The organism is Sorangium sp. So ce1153 (genome assembly GCF_051521595.1).
Classification (GTDB): Bacteria; Myxococcota_A; Polyangia; order Polyangiales; family Polyangiaceae; genus Sorangium.
The window spans coordinates 8,099,967-8,118,293 of the sequence record NZ_CP150361.1; the positions used below are offsets into that span (position 1 = coordinate 8,099,967).

General features: G+C 71.4%; 1 protein-coding gene. It reads left to right on the plus strand.

What is annotated here, in order from left to right; translation table 11 throughout:
* Positions 1-106: 106 nt before the first annotated feature.
* Positions 107-18,310 carry an SDR family NAD(P)-dependent oxidoreductase gene (locus WME85_RS29190; protein ID WP_437825875.1) on the plus strand — a complete coding sequence of 6,068 codons (18,204 nt, stop codon included), beginning with the start codon at positions 107-109 and terminating at the stop codon, positions 18,308-18,310.
* The last annotated feature ends 17 nt before the right edge of the window (positions 18,311-18,327 follow it).

Sequence of the window (18,327 nt, forward strand, 5' to 3'; positions counted from 1 at the left end):
CCGTCGCTTTGACCTGGTTCGCGCCCCCTCCTCGCCGTGCGATCGCACGGCGCAGCTGGCCGCGCTTTGGCCAATGCGCATGCCTCGGCTACGAAGGAGACACTGGGTGAGCAGCGGGAATCACGTAGAGCAGGATGGCATTGCCATCATCGGCATGGCCTGCCGGTTTCCTGGGTCTTCGGACTACCGGGGATACTGGCAGCTCCTCGAGCGGGAAGAGCACGCCATCCGAGAGATCCCGTCGAGCAGGTGGGACCCGAGGATCTACTATTCCCCTGATTTCGACGAACCCAACAAGAGCATCAGCAAGTGGTGCGGGCTCGTCGACGACATCGCCGACTTCGATAACCGCTTGTTCAATATCTCCGAGCGCGAAGCGAAGAGCATGGACCCGCAGCAGCGCCTGCTCCTGGAGGAGACGTGGCGCTGCATCGAGGACGCCGGCGTGCCCCTGAGGCAGCTCCGCGACAGGACGACCTCGGTGTACGTGGGCTTCATGGCCAGCGATTACCACCAGGAATCCGCGGCCCTGAATCGACCGATCGACAGCTACGCCGCGCTGGGGAGCTACAGCGCGATCCTCGCCAACCGGCTCTCCTACACCCTGGGGCTGCGCGGCGCGAGCGTGGCCCTGGACGCCGCCTGCGCGTCCTCCCTCGTCGCGCTCCACGAGGCCCGGCGCTCCCTGCAGCGAGGCGAGAGCGACTTCGCTATCGCCGCGGGCGTGAGCCTCAATTTCCACCCCTGGAAGTACATCTCCTTCTCCAGGTCGCGCATGCTCAGCCCGGACGGGCTGTGCAAGACGTTCGACAGGGACGCGAACGGCTATGTCCCCGGGGACGGCGTGGGCGTCCTCCTCCTGCGGCCGCTCTCCAAGGCCATCGCCGCAGGAGACCATATCCACGGCGTCATCTCGGGCTCCGCGGTCAATCACACCGGCGCCTCGCGCTCCATCACCGCCCCTCGGGTGGCCTCCCAGCGGGATGTCATCCTCGAGGCGTACGAGGACGCGGGCTGGAGCCCCGAGACGGTGACCTACGTGGAGGCGCACGGCACCGGCACCTCCCTCGGCGACCCGATCGAGCTGGAGGCGCTCACCCAGGCATTCCGCCGCCACACACAGAAGCGCCAGTACTGCGGGATCGGCTCGGTCAAATCGAACATCGGGCACCTCGAGGCCGCCGCGGGCGTGGCCGGGGTCATCAAGGTGCTCATGATGCTGAAGCACCGGACGATACCCCGGACGCTGCACGTCAAGACGCTGAATCCCCTCATCGCTTTCGACGAGACGCCCTTCGTCGTCGCGACCCGCAGCAGCGAATGGCGCTCGGCCGGGGACCTGCCGCTGCGGGCAGGGGTGAGCTCGTTCGGCTTTGGCGGCGCCAACGCGCACGTCCTCCTGTCCGCGTACGAGCGCCGGTCCGCGGAGCGCGGCCCCGCCGACCGCGCCGAGGAGCGCGAAGGCACCCTCTTCATCGCCTCCGCCCAGTCCGCTCCTTGCCTGACGAGGACCCTGCAACGCTGGGCGACCTTCGCCGACGAGCTCCTCGAGAAGGAGAGCCGGGAGACCTCGCTCCGCGACGTGGGCGCGACCATGGCCACCGGGCGGGAGAGCTTCGCGTACCGCCACGGCTTCCACGCGCGCGACGAGCGAGAGTTCCGTCGACTCATCAAGGAGGCGCCTGGCCGCCTGGAGAAGCGCAGGCCGCCTCGCTGGATCACGCGCTTCGGCGCTCCTGCCCTCAAGCCAGGCGAGCCCGTCTCGACGCTGCTCGGCGCGCGCCACCTGATCGGCCGCCACATCGAGGCCATCCGGAGCTCCCTCCAGGAGCTCGATGCGGGGCGCCAGGTGGCGCAGCTCTACGAAGGCGACAGCGCGCCCGAGCACCACGAGCCGGTGCATGCGTTCCTCTTCGCGCACGCGTACATGTCGGCGCTGGTCGATCTGAACCTGAGGCCGTGGGCGACCGCGGCTGAAGGTCACGGCATCTGGTTGGCGCTCGCCCAGAGCGGGATCCTGCCGCTGAGCGCCATCGTGGCGGGCCTGCAGGGCGGCGAGGAGTGGCGAAGCGTCCCGCCTCGCCGCCCCGCGCTGCCGTTCTTCGATCCTGTCCGATCGACCTACCTGATGCCGTATCTCCTCGACGCCGAGTACCTGTCTTCCCTGGTGGAGGGGCTGCCGGTGCCCGCGACGACGGCCGAGGGCGTGCTCGCGCGAGCCAGGGCGCTGCTGCGCGCTCAGTTCACCTTCAAGAAGTTCCTGGACGAGTGGTCGCCGGCGCTGCAGTCCCTGGGCACGACGCCCGAGCGCCTGCTCCAGGAGGAGCTCCGCGCCCCGGACGCGCGCCTGTCGCTGGCGGCCATCGTCGCGCAGAGCGCCGCGCGCAAGCTGAACCGTCGATGGCAGCTGTCGGAGGCAGGCTCCTCCGGCGACGCGCGGGTGAGCGAGCTCGTGGACCTCGTCGTCGACGGGCTCATCCCGCACGAGGCGGCGGTGCAGCTCGTCCTCGACCCTCGACCGGACCTCCACGGCGTCGCCGAGTTCCTGCGCCAGCGCCAGGAGATGCTCGATCTCGATCAGCCCTACGGCGTGCTCCGGAGGCACAGCGAGCGCCTCGACGAGCGGGAGATCGGCGACTTCCCGGGGTGGATCCGGCGCATCATCGAGCTCGAGCCAGCGAGCCCGCCCCTCGACGACGGCGTCGCGTTCCTGGAGCTCGGGCAGCTGGCGCGGCCCTCTCCCGGGGTAGCGGGGCCGGCGCTGGCCATCCCCGTGCTGGATCAGCCCCTGCAGCGCACGGCGCTGCGCCTGTGGCTGGAAGGGACCGACATCCGGTGGGAAGAGCTCTTTCCGGACGGCCGCTTCTCGAAGATCCCGCTGCCGGGCTACGCCTTCGACAGGAGGCACTTCTGGCTGCCGGAGGGCGAGGGCGCCCCCTCGCCGGTCAGGGCTGCCGGGCACATGAGCGGCCGCCCCGAAAAGGCCGCCGCCTCTCCGCCGCTCCCGGACGCCCAGGGCACCGACGGCGCGCTCGTCTCCACGTGGACCGCCGTGCGCCGCCCGTCGAGCGCCGAGCCGCGCGCGGACGCTGCGAGCGCGACCCCGGCGCGAGGATCGACCTTCACGTCCGAGGAGAGGGCAAGCCAGGTGGAGCGAGCGCTCACCTCGACGGACCGCCTGGTCGCCGATCACGTCATCTCGGGGCGCTCGATCGTGCCCGGCGCCCTCCTGATCGAGATGGCCCTGGAGGCGTCGCAGGGGCGTCACCCTCGCCCGGCGACCGTCCTGAAGGACGTCGTCTTTCAGCGCGCGGTCCCGGTGGACTCCTCCGTGGATCTCACGTTCGAGATCGAGCCTGAACGCGGGCGGTTCAGCGGGAAACACGCCGGTCACGGCGTATGCCGTGGAGCTTACGGGCACGAGCCCCCGCCCGCGCTGGAGGCCCTCGACGCGGCGGCGCGCGGGTGCGAACGCCGGGCAGCCCCCGAGCTCTACAGCGAGCTGGCGCGCGTCGGTTATCGCTATGGCGAGAGCCTGCAGGTGATCGCCGCGGTCGGGCGGGCCGGCACGCGTCACGTCGTCGAGCTCCGCCCGGCGGCGGCCCCTTGCGGGCGTCTGGCCGGCTTCGACCCTGCGCTCTTCGACGGCCTCCTGCAGGCGGCGCTCGTCGTGGGGCTGCGCCTCGGGCTGTTCAGCGGGAGCGACGCGATCTACGTGCCGCAGGCCATCGGGCTCCTCGAGCAGCTCGCTCCGCTGAACGGCGGCTGCCTGGTCTGCATCGATGAACGCGACGTCGCGATCGGGGACCACGGCATGGTCGCCGATCTGCGCGTTCACGACCTCTCGGGAGCCGGCCTGCTCCGGGCGAAGGGCGTCTTCTTCCGCAGGGTGCCCCGAGGCTTCCTGGGCAGCTCGCCTGAAGCGCCCGCCGAGCGCGCCCCGGAGGTACAGCGGCGCCACGGAGAGGACGACCCGTCCAGGCTCACCGCGGCGTGCTATCGACCCGTCTGGGAGCGACAGCCGCCCTCCGGTCGCGGCGGGACAGCCCTGAGCCGCCGCGCGGTGGCGATCATCGGCTCGGAGGCGCAGTCCGTGGCCTGGATCGAGCCGCTGCGAGAGCGCTATGCGCACCTCACCGTCGCGCGGCTCAGCCGCTCCCCGGCGCAGGCGGGCGACGATCGGCTCATCCTGCGTGACGGCCAGGAAGAGGACTTCTCGGCGCTGCTGCGCCGGGTGGAGCGAGAGGCGGCCGGCGAGGCCGCGGATATCTACTTCCTGGCAGCGCTCACGCCCGCGGCCGATCTCCCGCCCTCGCCGCCTGGACCGCTCGAGCCGGCGCTCGCCCCGGAGGACGAGGCCGCCGCGCACGGCATGTTCCTGCTGGCCAAGGCCCTCGTGAAGAGCGGGGTGCAACATCATCTGATCGTCGGCGCGCGGCGCTGCCAGGTGGTGCTGCACGACGACCGAGGAGAAGGGTTCCGCCACGAGGTGCTCGGCGGCATCGCCAGGACCCTGGTCCAGGAGAACCCGCAGCTCCGCGTCCACCTCGTGGATCTCGACTCCGCCGATCCGCGCTCGTGCGCCAGCCACCTCATCGAGGAGCGCGGCGTGCTCGACCAGGTGGACTGGGTAGCTTACCGCGGCGGCGCCCGTCACGTGCGCGCGTTCGCGCAGATCGAGGAGCCCGGCGCGGCGCCCTCGCCGTTCCAGGAGGGTCAGGTCTATCTGCTGCTCGGCGGCGCCGGCGGGATCGGCCTCCGCCTCGCCGAGCACATCGCCTCTCGGGTCCACGCTCGGCTCGTCCTGGTCGGCCGCTCGGAGCTCCGCGACGAGGCGAAGCGCCGCCTCGCGGCGCTGAGCAGCGACGGCAGCGAGGTCCTTCATCTGATCGCGGATATCGGCGATCCACTGCAGTGCGAGGAGGTCGTGGCGACGGCGCGCCAGCGCTTCGGCGCCATCCACGGCGTGGTGCAGCTGGCCGGCGTCGTGGAGGACAGGCTGCTCGCCGGCAAGTCCTGGGACTCGGTGCGTCGAGAGATGGCGCCGAAGGTGCAGGGCACGTGGTCGTTTCACCGGCTCACCCAGGGCGAGCCGCTCGATTTCTTCGTCACCTTTTCCTCTGTGGTCTCCCTCCTCGGCAATCGAGGCCAGGTGGGATACGCCGCCGCCAACAGCTTCCTCGACGGGTTCATCCACCACCGAGCCCGGGCCGGCGCGCCAGGCAGGAGCCTCGGCGTGAACTGGACCCTGTGGGAGGACGGCGGGATGGGCGCGACCCCCGAGATCGCACGTCGCTTCTCGGCGCGTGGGCTCCCGCCCGTCGGCGAGCGCGCGGCGTTCCAGGCGCTCGAGCGGCTGATGACCCGCTGCCCGTCGCCTCAGGGGGTCGTCCTCGCTCGAGCTGCAGAGCACCTCCTGGCGAGACCGTCGACCCAACCTGCTGCACACGCCGTCCGTCACGAGCCGGTGCGTGATGGCCGGGCTCGAAACCGAGATAACGAACAAGGGCTGGCAAACGCGAGCATGGCACATATGTCGCAATCATCGGGTTCTCGTGAGAAGGTCCTCGCTTCGGCGGGAGAGGACGGACCCCGGGCGGCGCGCATCGAGGGCGATCTCCGCCGGCTCGTCGCCGCCAAGATCCAGGCGGACTCGAGCGATATCGACGCGGAGGAGTCGTTCTTTTCCCTGGGAGTCGACTCCGTGGCTCTCCAGGAGATCACGGAGCAGCTCGAGCACGTCTACGGGTCGTTGCCGCCCACGCTGCTCTTCGAGAGCCCGAACATCCGCAGGCTGGCCCGCTACCTCGCGGAGCGCGCCTCCTCGGCGGTCGCCGCGCCCAGGGAGGAGGACCGGGGTCCGGCGCCGGCGCCCCCGGGCGCGGCCGCGCCCGCGCCGGCCGCCGCGCAAACCGCCGCCCCCTCCCCCGCCCCGGCAGCTCCCCCGGACGTCGCGATCCACGCCGCGGAGGCAGAGCCCGTCGCGAGCAGGCAGGAGCGCGAGGCGCCGGGTATGCCCGCTACCCCGCCCGTCCGGCGCCCGCGGCCATCCTCCGCGATCGCGATCGTGGGCATGAGCGCCCGCTTCCCGAAGTCCCCCGATGTGGACGCCTTCTGGGAGAACCTCCGCGCGGGCCGCGATTGCATCGAGGAGATCCCCGCCGAGCGCTGGGACCACCGGCGCTATTTCGCGGAGACCCCGCAGCCCGACAAGACCTACGGGAAGTGGGGCGGCTTCATCGAGGACGTGGCCTGCTTCGACCCGCTGTTCTTCAACATCTCCCCTCGCGAGGCGGAGCTGATGGATCCGCAGCAGCGCCTGTTCCTGGAGTGCGCCTGGGCGACCATGGAGCACGCGGGCTACGGCGATCCGCGCGCGTACAAGGACGACGCCGTGGGCCTGTTCGTCGGGGTGATGTGGAACGAATACAGCCGCATCGGCGGCCGGCTCACCCACCAGACCGGGCGCTACGCCGGGCCGGGCTCGCTCTACTGGGCGATCGCCAACCGGGTCTCCTACTGGATGAACTTCACAGGTCCCAGCCTCGCCATCGACACGGCCTGCTCCTCGTCGCTCGTCGCCGTCCACCAGGCCTGCGCGAGCATCCAGAACGGAGAGTGCGACATGGCGGTGGCCGGCGGGATCAATCTGTCGATCGATCCCGACAAGTACCTCTATCTGGCGCAGTCCAAGTTCCTCTCCCTCGACGGACGCTGCCGCAGCTTTGGCGAGGGCGGCACCGGCTACGTGCCCAGCGAGGGTGTCGGCGCCGTCCTCCTCAAGCCGCTGGACCGCGCCCTGAGCGACGGCGATCACGTGTACGGCATCCTCCGCGGCTCCGCGCTCAACCACGGCGGCAGGGCGACCGGGTTCACCGTGCCCGATCCGGAAGCCCAGGCGAGGCTCGTGTTCGACGCGCTACAACGCGCGCGCGTGTCGCCCGATCAGCTGGGCTATATCGAGTGCCACGGCACGGGGACGGCGCTGGGCGATCCCATCGAGATCGCCGGCCTCAGCAAGGCGTTCCGCAAGGCCGGCGCCACGCGCCGGAGCTTCCCGATCGGCTCGGTCAAGTCCAACCTCGGCCACCTGGAGGCCGCCGCCGGGATCGCGGCGTTGATCAAGGTCCTCCTGTCCATGCGGCACCAGGCGATCCCCAGGAGCCTGCATAGCGAGACAAGGAACCCCAACATCGATTTCAACGACGTCCCGTTCGAGCCCGTGAACGAGCTTCGCCCATGGCAGGCGGACGGCGGGGGCTCCCGCTTCGCCGGCATCAGCTCCTTCGGCGCGGGCGGCTCCAACGCCCATGTCATCGTCGAGGCCTACGAGCCGCATGTGCGCCGCGGCGCGGGCGAGGACGCCGCGGGCGAGGAGGCCTTGATCCTGCTCTCCGCGAGGAACCGCGAGCGGCTCGACGCCGCGACGGAGCGGCTGCGGGACTTTCTGCGCGAGCAGCCGGCCGGATCCCCCTCCCTGGGCGATATGGCCTATACGCTGCAGCTGGGGCGCCAGGCCATGGATCAGCGGCTGGCGATCATCGCCTCCAGCCGGGAGGAGCTGCTCGCCAAGCTGGACGCCGTGCTCGCCGGTCGAGGCGACGTGCCCGGCGTGTTTCACGGTCAGGTCCAGGGCCACAAGACCGCTTCGTTCTCGATGGATGGGGACGACGAGGATCGTGAGTACCTGGAGAAGCTCGTCCGCAACCGCAAGCTGCCCAAGCTCGCCGGCCTGTGGATGCAGGGGCTCTCGATCCCCTGGGAGCACCTTCACCAGGGTCGCGACCGCAAGCGGACCGCTCTGCCCACGTATCCTTTCGCTCGCGAGCACTACTGGTTGCCCAGCGTCGAGAGCTCATCCTCCTCCTCCGCGCACGCCGTGCCTGCGCCCATGCACTCCGCCCCGACGCACTCCGCCCCGACGCACTCCTTGCCTGCGCTCGGAGGGCCCGCGCTCGGAGGGCCCGCCGCGCGCGTGGAGACGCCCACGCCCCGCGCGGAAGCAGGCCCTCTCGAGGGGTTCTTCTTCCACGAGCAATGGTCGCTGGCTCCGCTGGACCCGGCGACGGCGGCGGGCGGCGCAGCCGTCCAGACCGCGCTCGTGATCCATACGCCGGAGGGCGAGCGCCTCGCCGACGCCCTGGCCGCGAAACATCCCGGCGCCCGTATCGCCCGTATTCTCCTCGGCGCGCAGCCGGAGCCCGCGGCCCACGACCTCCCAGACGCGCGGGGCAGCTCGGCGGCCCGCGCCACACGGCCATCCCTCGCGGCGTCCCGGTCGGTGGAGATTCGAGCCGAGGATCCCGGCGCTCTGGAACGGGCGCTCCGGGACCTGGCCGCCGCGGGCCTCGACCGTCTGGACGCCGTGTATTTCCTCGGCGGGATGTCCGCGCACGAGCCCGCTGCCGGCGATCTGGACGCCCTCGAGCGCTGCCAGCAACGAGGGTTGCTGTCCCTGTTCCGCCTGGTGAAGGCCCTCGACGCCCTCGGGCTCGCGTCCTCCTCGTGTCACCTGAAGATCATCACCAACGACGTCTGCCCGGTGCGGGCGGGGGATCCCGAGCGTCCGCTGGCCGCGGGGATACACGGTCTGGCCCGCTCCATCGTCAAGGAGTACCCCCGGCTCAAGGTCAGCTGCATCGACATCGCGACCGAAGAGCTCAGCCGACCGGAGGAGGCGCTGATCGGCGCGGTGATCGCCGAGCCTGGTCGCCTGCGCGGCAAGGAGGTGGTCCTGCGAGGCGGCAAGCGCTTCCAGCGCTCGATGGCAGCCCTGCCGCTGACGCCGCCCGCGACCGAGCCGTTCCGCCAGCGCGGCGTCTACCTGGTGCTGGGCGGCGCCAGCGGCCTCGGCTACCTGTTCAGCCAGCACCTCGCCGAGGTCCATGGCGCCCGGCTCGTGTGGCTCGGCCGTCGCCCGCTCGGCGACGACATTCGATCGCAGATCAGCGACGTCGAGGCGCGCGGGGGCAAGGTCCTCTACCTCCAGGCGGACGCCGGCGACCCGACCTCCCTGCGCGCGGCTGTCGCGCGCGCCAAGGCGCACTTCGGCGCCCTCCACGGGGTCGTCCATTCCGCCGTCGTCCTCGGCGACCATCCCATCGCCACGACCGATGAGGCCACGTTCACCGCCGGAGTCCGCGCCAAGATCACCGGCAGCCTCGCGCTCCACCAGGCCGTCGCCGGTGAGCCGCTCGACTTCTTCCTCTATTTCGGGTCGATCGCCTCCTACCTGAACAACGGCGGGGCCAGCGCGTATGCCGCCGGGTGCACCTTCCAGGACAGGTACGCGCTCTTCCACCGCGCGCACGCGCCCTACCCGGTCAGGATCATCAACTGGGGATACTGGGGCAAGGTCGGCGCGGTCGCCCGCACCGCCGATGTCCACGATCAACAGTTCGGCGCCATCGGGGTCGGCGCCATCGCGCCCGCGGACGGGATGGAGGCCGTGCGCCGCGTCCTCGCGCAGCGCTTACCGCAGGTGGTGGCCGTGCAGCTCACGCGCGAGACCACGGACCTCTTCGGTTACGAGCTGAGCCACACGATGACCGTTCACCCGGAGCGCTTCGAGCCGCTGCTCGCCCGGAGCGTGCCGCGCATCCAGCCCGAGATCGGCGCGGTCCGCGCGCTGCTGAGCTGCCAGCCCTCGTTCGACGAGCTGGAGCGCTTCAGCGAGGATCTGCTGCTGAGCGCGTTCCAGGACATGGGCGCCTTCCGGACGGGCGGCCGCGAGTCGGCGGCAGCCCTGCGAGAGCGGCTGGGCATCGCCCTCCGCTACAGCCGGCTCTACGATTCACTGCTCGCGATCCTCGAGGGAGCCGGGTACCTCCGTATCGAAGGGGACGGCCTGATCATCAGCGACCGGGTGGCGCGCGAGCAGCGCGACATTCACCGGCAGATGCAGAAGCTCGCAGCCCTGCCGGAGATCGAGCCGTACGTCCGCCTGCTCTGGGCGTGCTACCAGCGCTACCCCGAGCTCCTCCGCGCGCAGGTGGCGGCGACCGACGTCCTCTTCCCGCAGGGCTCGATGGAGCTGATGGGCCGGCTCTACAAGGGCAACTTCACCGCCGACCATTTCAACGATCTGGTCATCAAGAGCCTGCTCTCGTTTCTGGATGCTCGCCTCGCGCGGCTGCAAAAGGGCGAGAAGATCGCGATCCTCGAGGTGGGGGCCGGCACCGGCGGCACCAGCGCATCCGTGCTCAAGGCGCTCGATCCCTACGGGGCCTACATCGAGTACTTCTATACCGATATCTCCCGCGCCTTCACGCAGTACGGAAAGCGCCAGTACGGCCCGAGCCACCCCTTCGTCACCTTCCAGCCGCTCAACCTGGAAGAAGACGTGGCGGCGCAGGGGTACTCTGCAGCGCGCTTCGACGTGGTGCTGGGGGCGAACGTCGTTCACGCCACCAGGAACCTGCGCAACACCCTGCAGAGCATCAAGAGCCTGCTCAAGACCAACGGCTGGCTGATCCTCAACGAGATGACTCGCGTCGTCCACTTCCTCACCCTCTCTGCGGGTCTCCTGGACGGCTGGTGGCTGTTCGAGGACGAGATAGAGCGCATGAGGTGGTCCCCGCTGCTCAGCGCCTCGATGTGGAAGGGCCTGCTCGAGGAAGAGGGATTCGGCCGCGTCGCGCCGCTCGATCACAGCGACGGCGCCGCCTCCTGGAACATCCAGAGCGTGATCCTCGCCGAGAGCGACGGCGTGGTCCGCGGGCGACGCCCCGAGCACGTCGCTTCGCGTCCGGAGCCGTCCGCCGCGGCGGCCGCGCCTGCGGCGGCCCCGCCCGCGGCGGCCGCGCCGGCCCCCGCCGTTCCCGCTGCGGAGCAGGTCGCGAGCCCTCAGCCGATGTCCTTGCGCGCCATCGAGGACAGGATCGTCGAGGGTCTCGCGCACACGCTGCAGCTCAACAGATCTGAGCTCGACCCGGACGTGCCATTCACGACGTTCGGCGTCGACTCGATCTTCGCCGTGGAGGTCGCCGGCGTCGTCGGCCGCGAGCTCGGCATCGAGCTGAGGACCACGGCCCTGTACAACCACCCAACCGCGCGCGCGCTCGCCGCGCACATCGCGGCCGACTTCGCTCCCGTACAGGCGGTCGCCGCCCCCGCGACGGGAACGGCGCCGCAGCCGCCGCTGGCGCAGCCGCCGCTGGCGCAGCCGCCGCTGGCCCAGCCGCCGCTGGCCCAGCCGCCGCTGGCCCAGCCGCCGGCGCTGGCACAGCCGCGCGCGCCCGTCGAGCCGTCGACGCCGGCTCACCGGCCGGCGTCGCCGCGGCTCGACGCCATCGATCGGGTCCGACAGGTCACGATGGATGCCCTCGCCGAGGCGCTGGCCATCGACGCGCGAGAGCTCGACATGAGCGGGAACCCGGCGGAGTACGGCCTGGACGCGCAGCAGGCGGTCGCGGCGTCGAGCCGCATCAACCAGGTCCTCGGGACGAGCGTCACCGCCACGGAGCTCCTCCGGTGCGAGGCGTTCGACCAGCTCGTGGACCACCTCTGCGCGTCCCTGCCCGCGCCCCGCGGAGCCACCGAGACGCGCGCCCCCGCCGTCGCGGCGCCCGCCGCGCCGACGCCGCCACCAGCGCTCGCCGCGCGGCCTGTCCGCAGCATGGACATCGCGGTGGTAGGCATCTCCGGCCGGCTGCCCGGCGCCGAGACCGTCGCCGACTTCTGGCGGAACCTGTGCAATGGGCACGACGCGATCGGCGAGATTCCGCCTGAGCGCTGGCCCCTCGACGGGTTTTACGATCCCGATCCCGACGCCGCCGCCCGCAGCTACAGCAAGTGGGGCGGGTTCCTGAGCGACATCGGCGACTTTGACCCGCTCTTCTTCGGCATCTCGCCGCGCGAGGCGGAGCTCACCGATCCCCAGCAACGCCTCTTCCTCCAGGAAGCCTGGAAGGCCCTCGAGGACGCCGGGTACAGCGCCGAAGCCCTGAACGGGCGCCGGTGCTGCGTCTTCGTCGGGTGCAAGGACGGAGACTACGTGAGCAAGCTCGACGCGTCAGCCGATCCCTCCTACCGGCTCATCGGGAACACGCTGTCCATCCTGTCGGCGCGCATCTCGTACTTCCTGAACCTCAAGGGGCCGAGCGTCCCGATCGACACCGCCTGCTCGTCGTCGCTGGTGGCGATTCACCTGGCCTGCCAGAGCCTGATCAGCGGCGCCAGCGAGCTCGCCCTGGCCGGGGGAGTCGCCCTCATGACCACCCCGATCAGCCACGTCATGCTCAGCAAGACGGGCATGCTGTCCCCCACGGGCAGATGCCGCACCTTCGACGACTCCGCCGATGGGTTGGTCCCGGCGGAAGGCGTGGCGGCTGTCGTCCTGAAGCCGCTCGACGCCGCCCTGCGCGACCGCAACCACATCTACGGGGTCATCCGCGGCTCCGAGGCGAACCAGGACGGCAAGAGCAACGGGATCACGGCGCCCAGCACCCCCTCGCAGGCAGCCCTCGAGATCGAGGTCTACCGCAAGCTCGACGTCCACCCGGAGACCATCGGTTACGTCGAGACCCACGGCACCGGCACCAAGCTGGGCGACCCCATCGAGATCAACGCCCTCACGGATGCGTTCGCCGCGTTCACCGACAAGAAGCGGTTCTGCCCGGTCGGCTCGGTGAAGACGAACATCGGCCACACGCTCGCCGCGTCGGGCGTGGCCTCGCTCATCAAGGTGCTCTGCTGCCTGAAGCACCGCACCCTCGTGCCGTCGCTCCACTACGACCGGCCGAGCCGACATATCGACTTCGACGCCAGCCCCTTCTACGTCAACACCGCGACGAGGGACTGGATCCCCGCCGGCGACCACCCGCGCCGGGCGGCCATCAGCTCCTTTGGCATGAGCGGCACCAACGTACACCTGGTCGTCGAGGAGGCCCCGGCAGAGGCGGAGATCACGGCGCCCACGGTGGCCCCTTACACCCTCGTCCCCCTCTCGGCGAAGGCGCCGGCGTCGCTCCACCGGAAGGTTGTGGATCTGCTCGCCTGGCTCGACGCCGGTGGCGGCGACCGCGAGCTGGGCGACATCGGATATACCCTCGGGGTCGGCCGGACGCACTTCCCCTTGCGGCTCGCCTTCGTGGCGCGCGACACGCGGGATCTGCGTCACCAGCTCGCGGCGTGGCTCGCGCGCCACCCCACCGCGGACGACGCGCCGGCGCCGGCCGGGCAGCCGGATCCCGCCTTCGAGCAGCTGGCGGGCCACCTGGTGAAGGAGCTCCGCGACACGCCTCCAGCGCGCGCCGACGCCTACCGCGAGAAGCTGCAGGCGCTGGCCAACGTGTACGCGACAAGGCACGACCTCGATTGGACCGCGCTGTATGCCGGTCAGGCGCGACGCCTGCTGTCTCTGCCCACGTACCCGTTCCAAGGCCGCCGGTACTGGGTGAACGAGCCTCTGCGCAGCGGCGCCGAGCACGAGACAACGCTCGCGGCGAGCCCCGCTCCGGCGCCTCGACCGGAGCCCGCGCCGGCCGCTCGCCCGTCGACAGAGGCAGGCGCGGAGGCGAGGCTCCCGGAGCGCGCGGACTCGATCCTCTTTCTCCAGCCGTCCTGGGAGCCCGCAGCCGCCGAGCCGGCGACCGTTCAGCTCCGCGGTCCGGTCCTGCTCTTCGACACCGATGAGGGGGTGCGTGAGCGGCTGAGAGACCGCTGCGGTCCCGTCCTCCTCGTCAAGCCGGGCGCCGAGTTCCGCGAGCTGGGCGACGGGAGCTACGAGATCGACCCTGACGAGGAGGCGAGCTATCGCCGCCTGATCGATGCCTGTGGACGGCGAGGCCTGCTGCCGCGCCACGTCGTGCACCTCTGGCCGCTCACACGATCTCCCGCGGCGGGCAGCGCGACAGCCCCGTTCTTCCAGGTGACCTCTCTGTGCCGCGCGCTCGCCGCTCATCTCCCGGCCCAGGGCGGCGAGGTCACTGGCATCCTGTACGCCTTCAGGCGGCGCGGTGACCGGCTGGACCCGACCCATGCGGCCATGGGCGGGCTGGCCGAGAGCCTCCGGCTCGACGTTCCGCTCCTCCGCCTGAAGGCGCTCGGCCTCGCCCCGCAGCCGCTCGACACCGCCGCGCTGAGCGATCTCCTCCTCGCCGAGATGGCCGCCCCCCACGAGGGCGCGGTCCGCTACGAGGGGCGAGAGCGGCAGATCCAGCGCGCCCGGCCGTGGCGGCCCAGCGAGGAGGCGAAGGCGCCTCTCCGCAGCCAGGGGGTTTACCTGATCACCGGCGGCGCCGGCGGTCTCGGCCGGGTGTTCGCCGAGCACCTCGCTCGCCGCTTCCAGGCCAGGCTGGTCCTTTGCGGGCGCTCTCCCCTCACCTCGGCCGGCGAGGATCTGCTCCGCCGCCTCACGCAGCTGGGCGCGGAGGCCGCCTATATCCGGGCTGACATCGCCGATCGCGAGGACGTGTTTGCCCTGCTGGGGCGCGTCGAGGCGCGGTTCGGCGCGCTCCATGGCGTCATCCACAGCGCCGGCGTCACGGCCGACGCCAACCTGCGGAACAAGGATCGCGAGCAGATGGCCGCGGTGCTCGCGCCCAAGCTGCTCGGCGCCCTGCACCTGGACGACGCCACCCGCCACCGAGAGCTGGATTTCTTCGCCCTGTTCTCCTCCATGACCGCCGTCCTCGGCAACATGGGCCAGACGGACTACGGCTACGCGAACAGCTTCCTGGACCACTTCGCAGCGTGGCGCGAGGCCGAGCGGCAGGACGGCCGCCGCGCCGGCAAGACCGTGTCCATCAACTGGCCGCTCTGGCGAGAAGGCGGCATGGGCGTCTCGCAGGAGATGCAGGCGCTGCTCGCGTCCGCCTTCGGCATGACCGCGCTCGACAGCGAGGCGGGCGTCGACGCCTTCACGCGCGCCCTGGCCTCGGCGTACCCCCAGGTCCTCGTCCTGGCCGGCGACGAGGCCAGGATCCATCGCAGCCTGGGGCTCGCCGGGCCGACCGCGCCCGCCGGCGCGCCGCGCCCTGCGGCCTCGCGGGCGACAGGGGCCACCGTGGAGGCCCGCGCGGAGGCGCCGTCCAGCGCCGCCGCTGCTCGGACCGCGCTGGCGGAGCGGGTCAGGGCGCTCTTGCTGCAAGCGGTCTCCAGGGTGCTGAAGCTCACCCCCGAGGAGCTGAGCTACGAGACGCCGCTGATGGACTATGGCCTGGAGTCCATCAACGTCATCGTCCTCGCCAATCACCTGAACCGCAATTACGGGCTCGCCCTCACGCCAGCGCGCTTCTTCGAGCACGAGACGCTGGCCTCGCTCGGCGCCTTTCTTTGCGAGGCCTACGGCGATCACCTGGCCCAGCGCCTCGGCGTCACGCCCGCGCCGGCGGTCGAGCTCCCGGCCGCTGCTGCGGAGATCCCCGAGCCCGAGCGGCCGGCGCCGGAGCCGGCGGCGTCGAGCGCGCGTGAGCCTCGGCGCCCCGAGCGGGCCGCGCCCGCGGTCGGCGCCGGCGCCGGGCCGGGCGCCTCTTCACGCGACGAGCCCGTCGCCATCATCGGCATCAGCGGGGCGCTGCCGGGGTCGAGCGATCTGAGCGCGTTCTGGGAGCACCTCGAGGCCGGCCGCAGCCTCGTCTCCGAGCTGCCCGGCGACCGCTGGGACTGGCGCGCTCACGACAGCGGCGAACCGAACCGCAAGGGGCTGCGCTGGGGCAGCTTCTACGAGGACATGGACAAGTTCGATCCCATGTTCTTCGGGCTCTCTCCTCGAGAGGCCGAGCTGATGGACCCGCAGCACCGGGTCTTTCTGCAGACCGTGTGGAGGGCCATCGAGGACGCAGGGTACAGCCCCTCCGCGCTGAGCCAGAGCAACACCGGCGTCTTCGTCGGCGCTGCCGCGGCCGACTACCTCGATCTGCTGAACGGGCACCGGACCGAGGCGTACGCCCTCACCGGCACGACGCACTCGATCCTGGCGAACCGCATCTCGTTCCTGCTCAACCTGCGCGGGCCGAGCGAGCCGATCAACACGGCGTGCTCCAGCGCCCTGATCGCGATCCACCGCGCGGTGGAGGCCATCCACTCCGGCTCCTGCGACCTGGCCATCGCCGGCGGGGTCAACGCCATCCTCAGCCCGACCACCGCGCTCGCCATCGCGAAGGCGGGCATGCTCAGCCCGGACGGGAAGTGCAAGACGTTCGACAAGAGCGCGAACGGGTACGTGCGCGGCGAAGGCGCCGGCGCCCTGCTCCTCAAGCCGCTCCGCCGCGCCCTCGCCGACGGCGACCACATCTATGCGGTCATCAAGGGCAGCGCCGAGAACCACGGCGGGCGCGCCAACTCGCTCACCGCGCCGAACCCGCGCGCCCAGGCCGATCTCGTCGTCGCGGCGTTTCGCAAGGCCGGCGTCGATCCCGCGACGGTCAGCTACATCGAGACGCACGGCACCGGCACGGCGCTGGGCGACCCGATCGAGATCAACGGCCTCAAGATGGCGTTCGAGCGGCTCTACGAGGCCCACGGCCGGCCCGCGCCCGCGGCGCCCCACTGCGCGCTCGGCTCGGTCAAGACGAACATCGGCCACCTGGAGGCGGCCGCGGGGATCCCCAGCGTCTTCAAGGTCCTCCTGGCGATGAAGCACCGCAAGCTGCCAGGGAGCCTGCACCTCGACGACCTGAACCCCTATATCGAGCTGGAGGGCAGCCCCTTCCGCATCGTCACGCGCACGGAGGAATGGAAGCCCGCCCGGACCGGGGACGGGCGCGCTCTCCCGCTGCGCGCCGGGGTCAGCTCGTTCGGCGTCGGCGGCTCCAACGCCCATCTGGTGCTCGAGTCGTTCGACGAGGACGACGCCGGAGGCTCGCCCGCGGCCGAGGGGCGGCCCGGCCCTCACCTCATCGTCCTCTCCGCCAGGGACGAGGAGCGCCTGAACGACGCCATCGACGCGCTGGTCGCCCACCTCCGCGGCGCCGCTCCGGAACTGCGCCCCTCGCTTGAGCGCATCTCCTATACGCTGCTCACCGGTCGTGACGTGATGAGCGCGCGGCTCGCCTGCGTGGCGGCCGACACGGAGGAGCTCATCGCCTTGCTCTCCCGCCACCGGGCCGGCGAGGGCGCGATCGACGGGGTCTTCACCGGGCGGGGCGACGCGCCGCACGCCGCGACGCCCATGCTCATCGAGGGCGAGGAAGGCCGGCAGTTCGTGGAGGCGCTCGTCCGCAACCGCAAGCTGCCGCAGCTCGCCCGGCTGTGGGCCGCCGGGCTCACGCGCCTCGACTGGTCTCCCCTGTTCGGCGGCGCCCGCGTGAGGCGCGCGCCGTTGCCCGCCTATCCCTTCGCCAGAGAGCGGTACTGGGTGCCCGTCGACGAAGGCAAGGGGCGCGCGGGCCAGAACGGCGTCCATCACCCGCCGGCGAGCGCCCCTCCGCCGGCGAGCGCCGCCGCCGCGCCGCACCCGATGATCGACGCCGAGCTCTCCAGCCCGGATGGGCTCGTGTACCGCAAGGACCTCGACGCCGGGGTCTTCTACCTGAAGGATCACGTCGTCGCGGGCAACGTCATCCTGCCGGGCGTGGGTCACCTGGAGCTCGCTCGCGCCGCCGGCGAGCTCGCGGGCGGCCGGCCGGTCCGCGTGATCCGCGACGTCATGTGGATCAAGCCCATCCTGCTCGACGGGCCGCGGCACGAGGTCCGGGTCGCCATCACCCCGGACAAGCAGGGAGTCGAGTACCAGATACGCCACGAGGGCGAGGGCCACGCCGCGCTCTACTCGCGCGGGCGGCTCGCCTACGAGCCCCCCGCGAACGGCCGCGGCGACCCGCCCCGGTACGATCTCGAGGCCATACGCTCCCGCTGCCGGGAGCTCAGGGATCACGACGCGTTCTACCGTGGGTACCGGGAGGCCGGCTTTCATTACGGCCCCTCGTTCCGGGTCAACCAGGAGGTGCGCGGCAACGAGCGGGAGTCGCTGGGCACGCTGGTCTTGCCGGATCACCTGCGCCAGGAGTTCTCCCGGTTCGGACTGCACCCCTCCCTGCTGGACGCCTCGTTGCAAGCCATCACCGGGATCCGGCTCGACGTCGGCCGAGAGGCGCCGTCCCTGAGCATCCCGTTCGCCCTCGGCCAGCTCGAGATCCTGGGGCCGTTGCCCCCGGTCTGCCACGCGTACGCGACCCTGGGGTCGCGGCGCGGCGAGGGCGCGCGCGAGGTCCTCAAGTTCAATGTGGCCATCGTCGACGAGACGGGCCGGGCCCTTGTGCGCATCACCGACTTCAGCGCGCGCGCCTTCAAGCAGGAGCAGGACCGCGCGCCCGCCGCGCAGCCGCTCAGCTACTACCACGCCGCCTGGACCCAAAGAGCGCTTTGATCACCGAAGGAACTTTC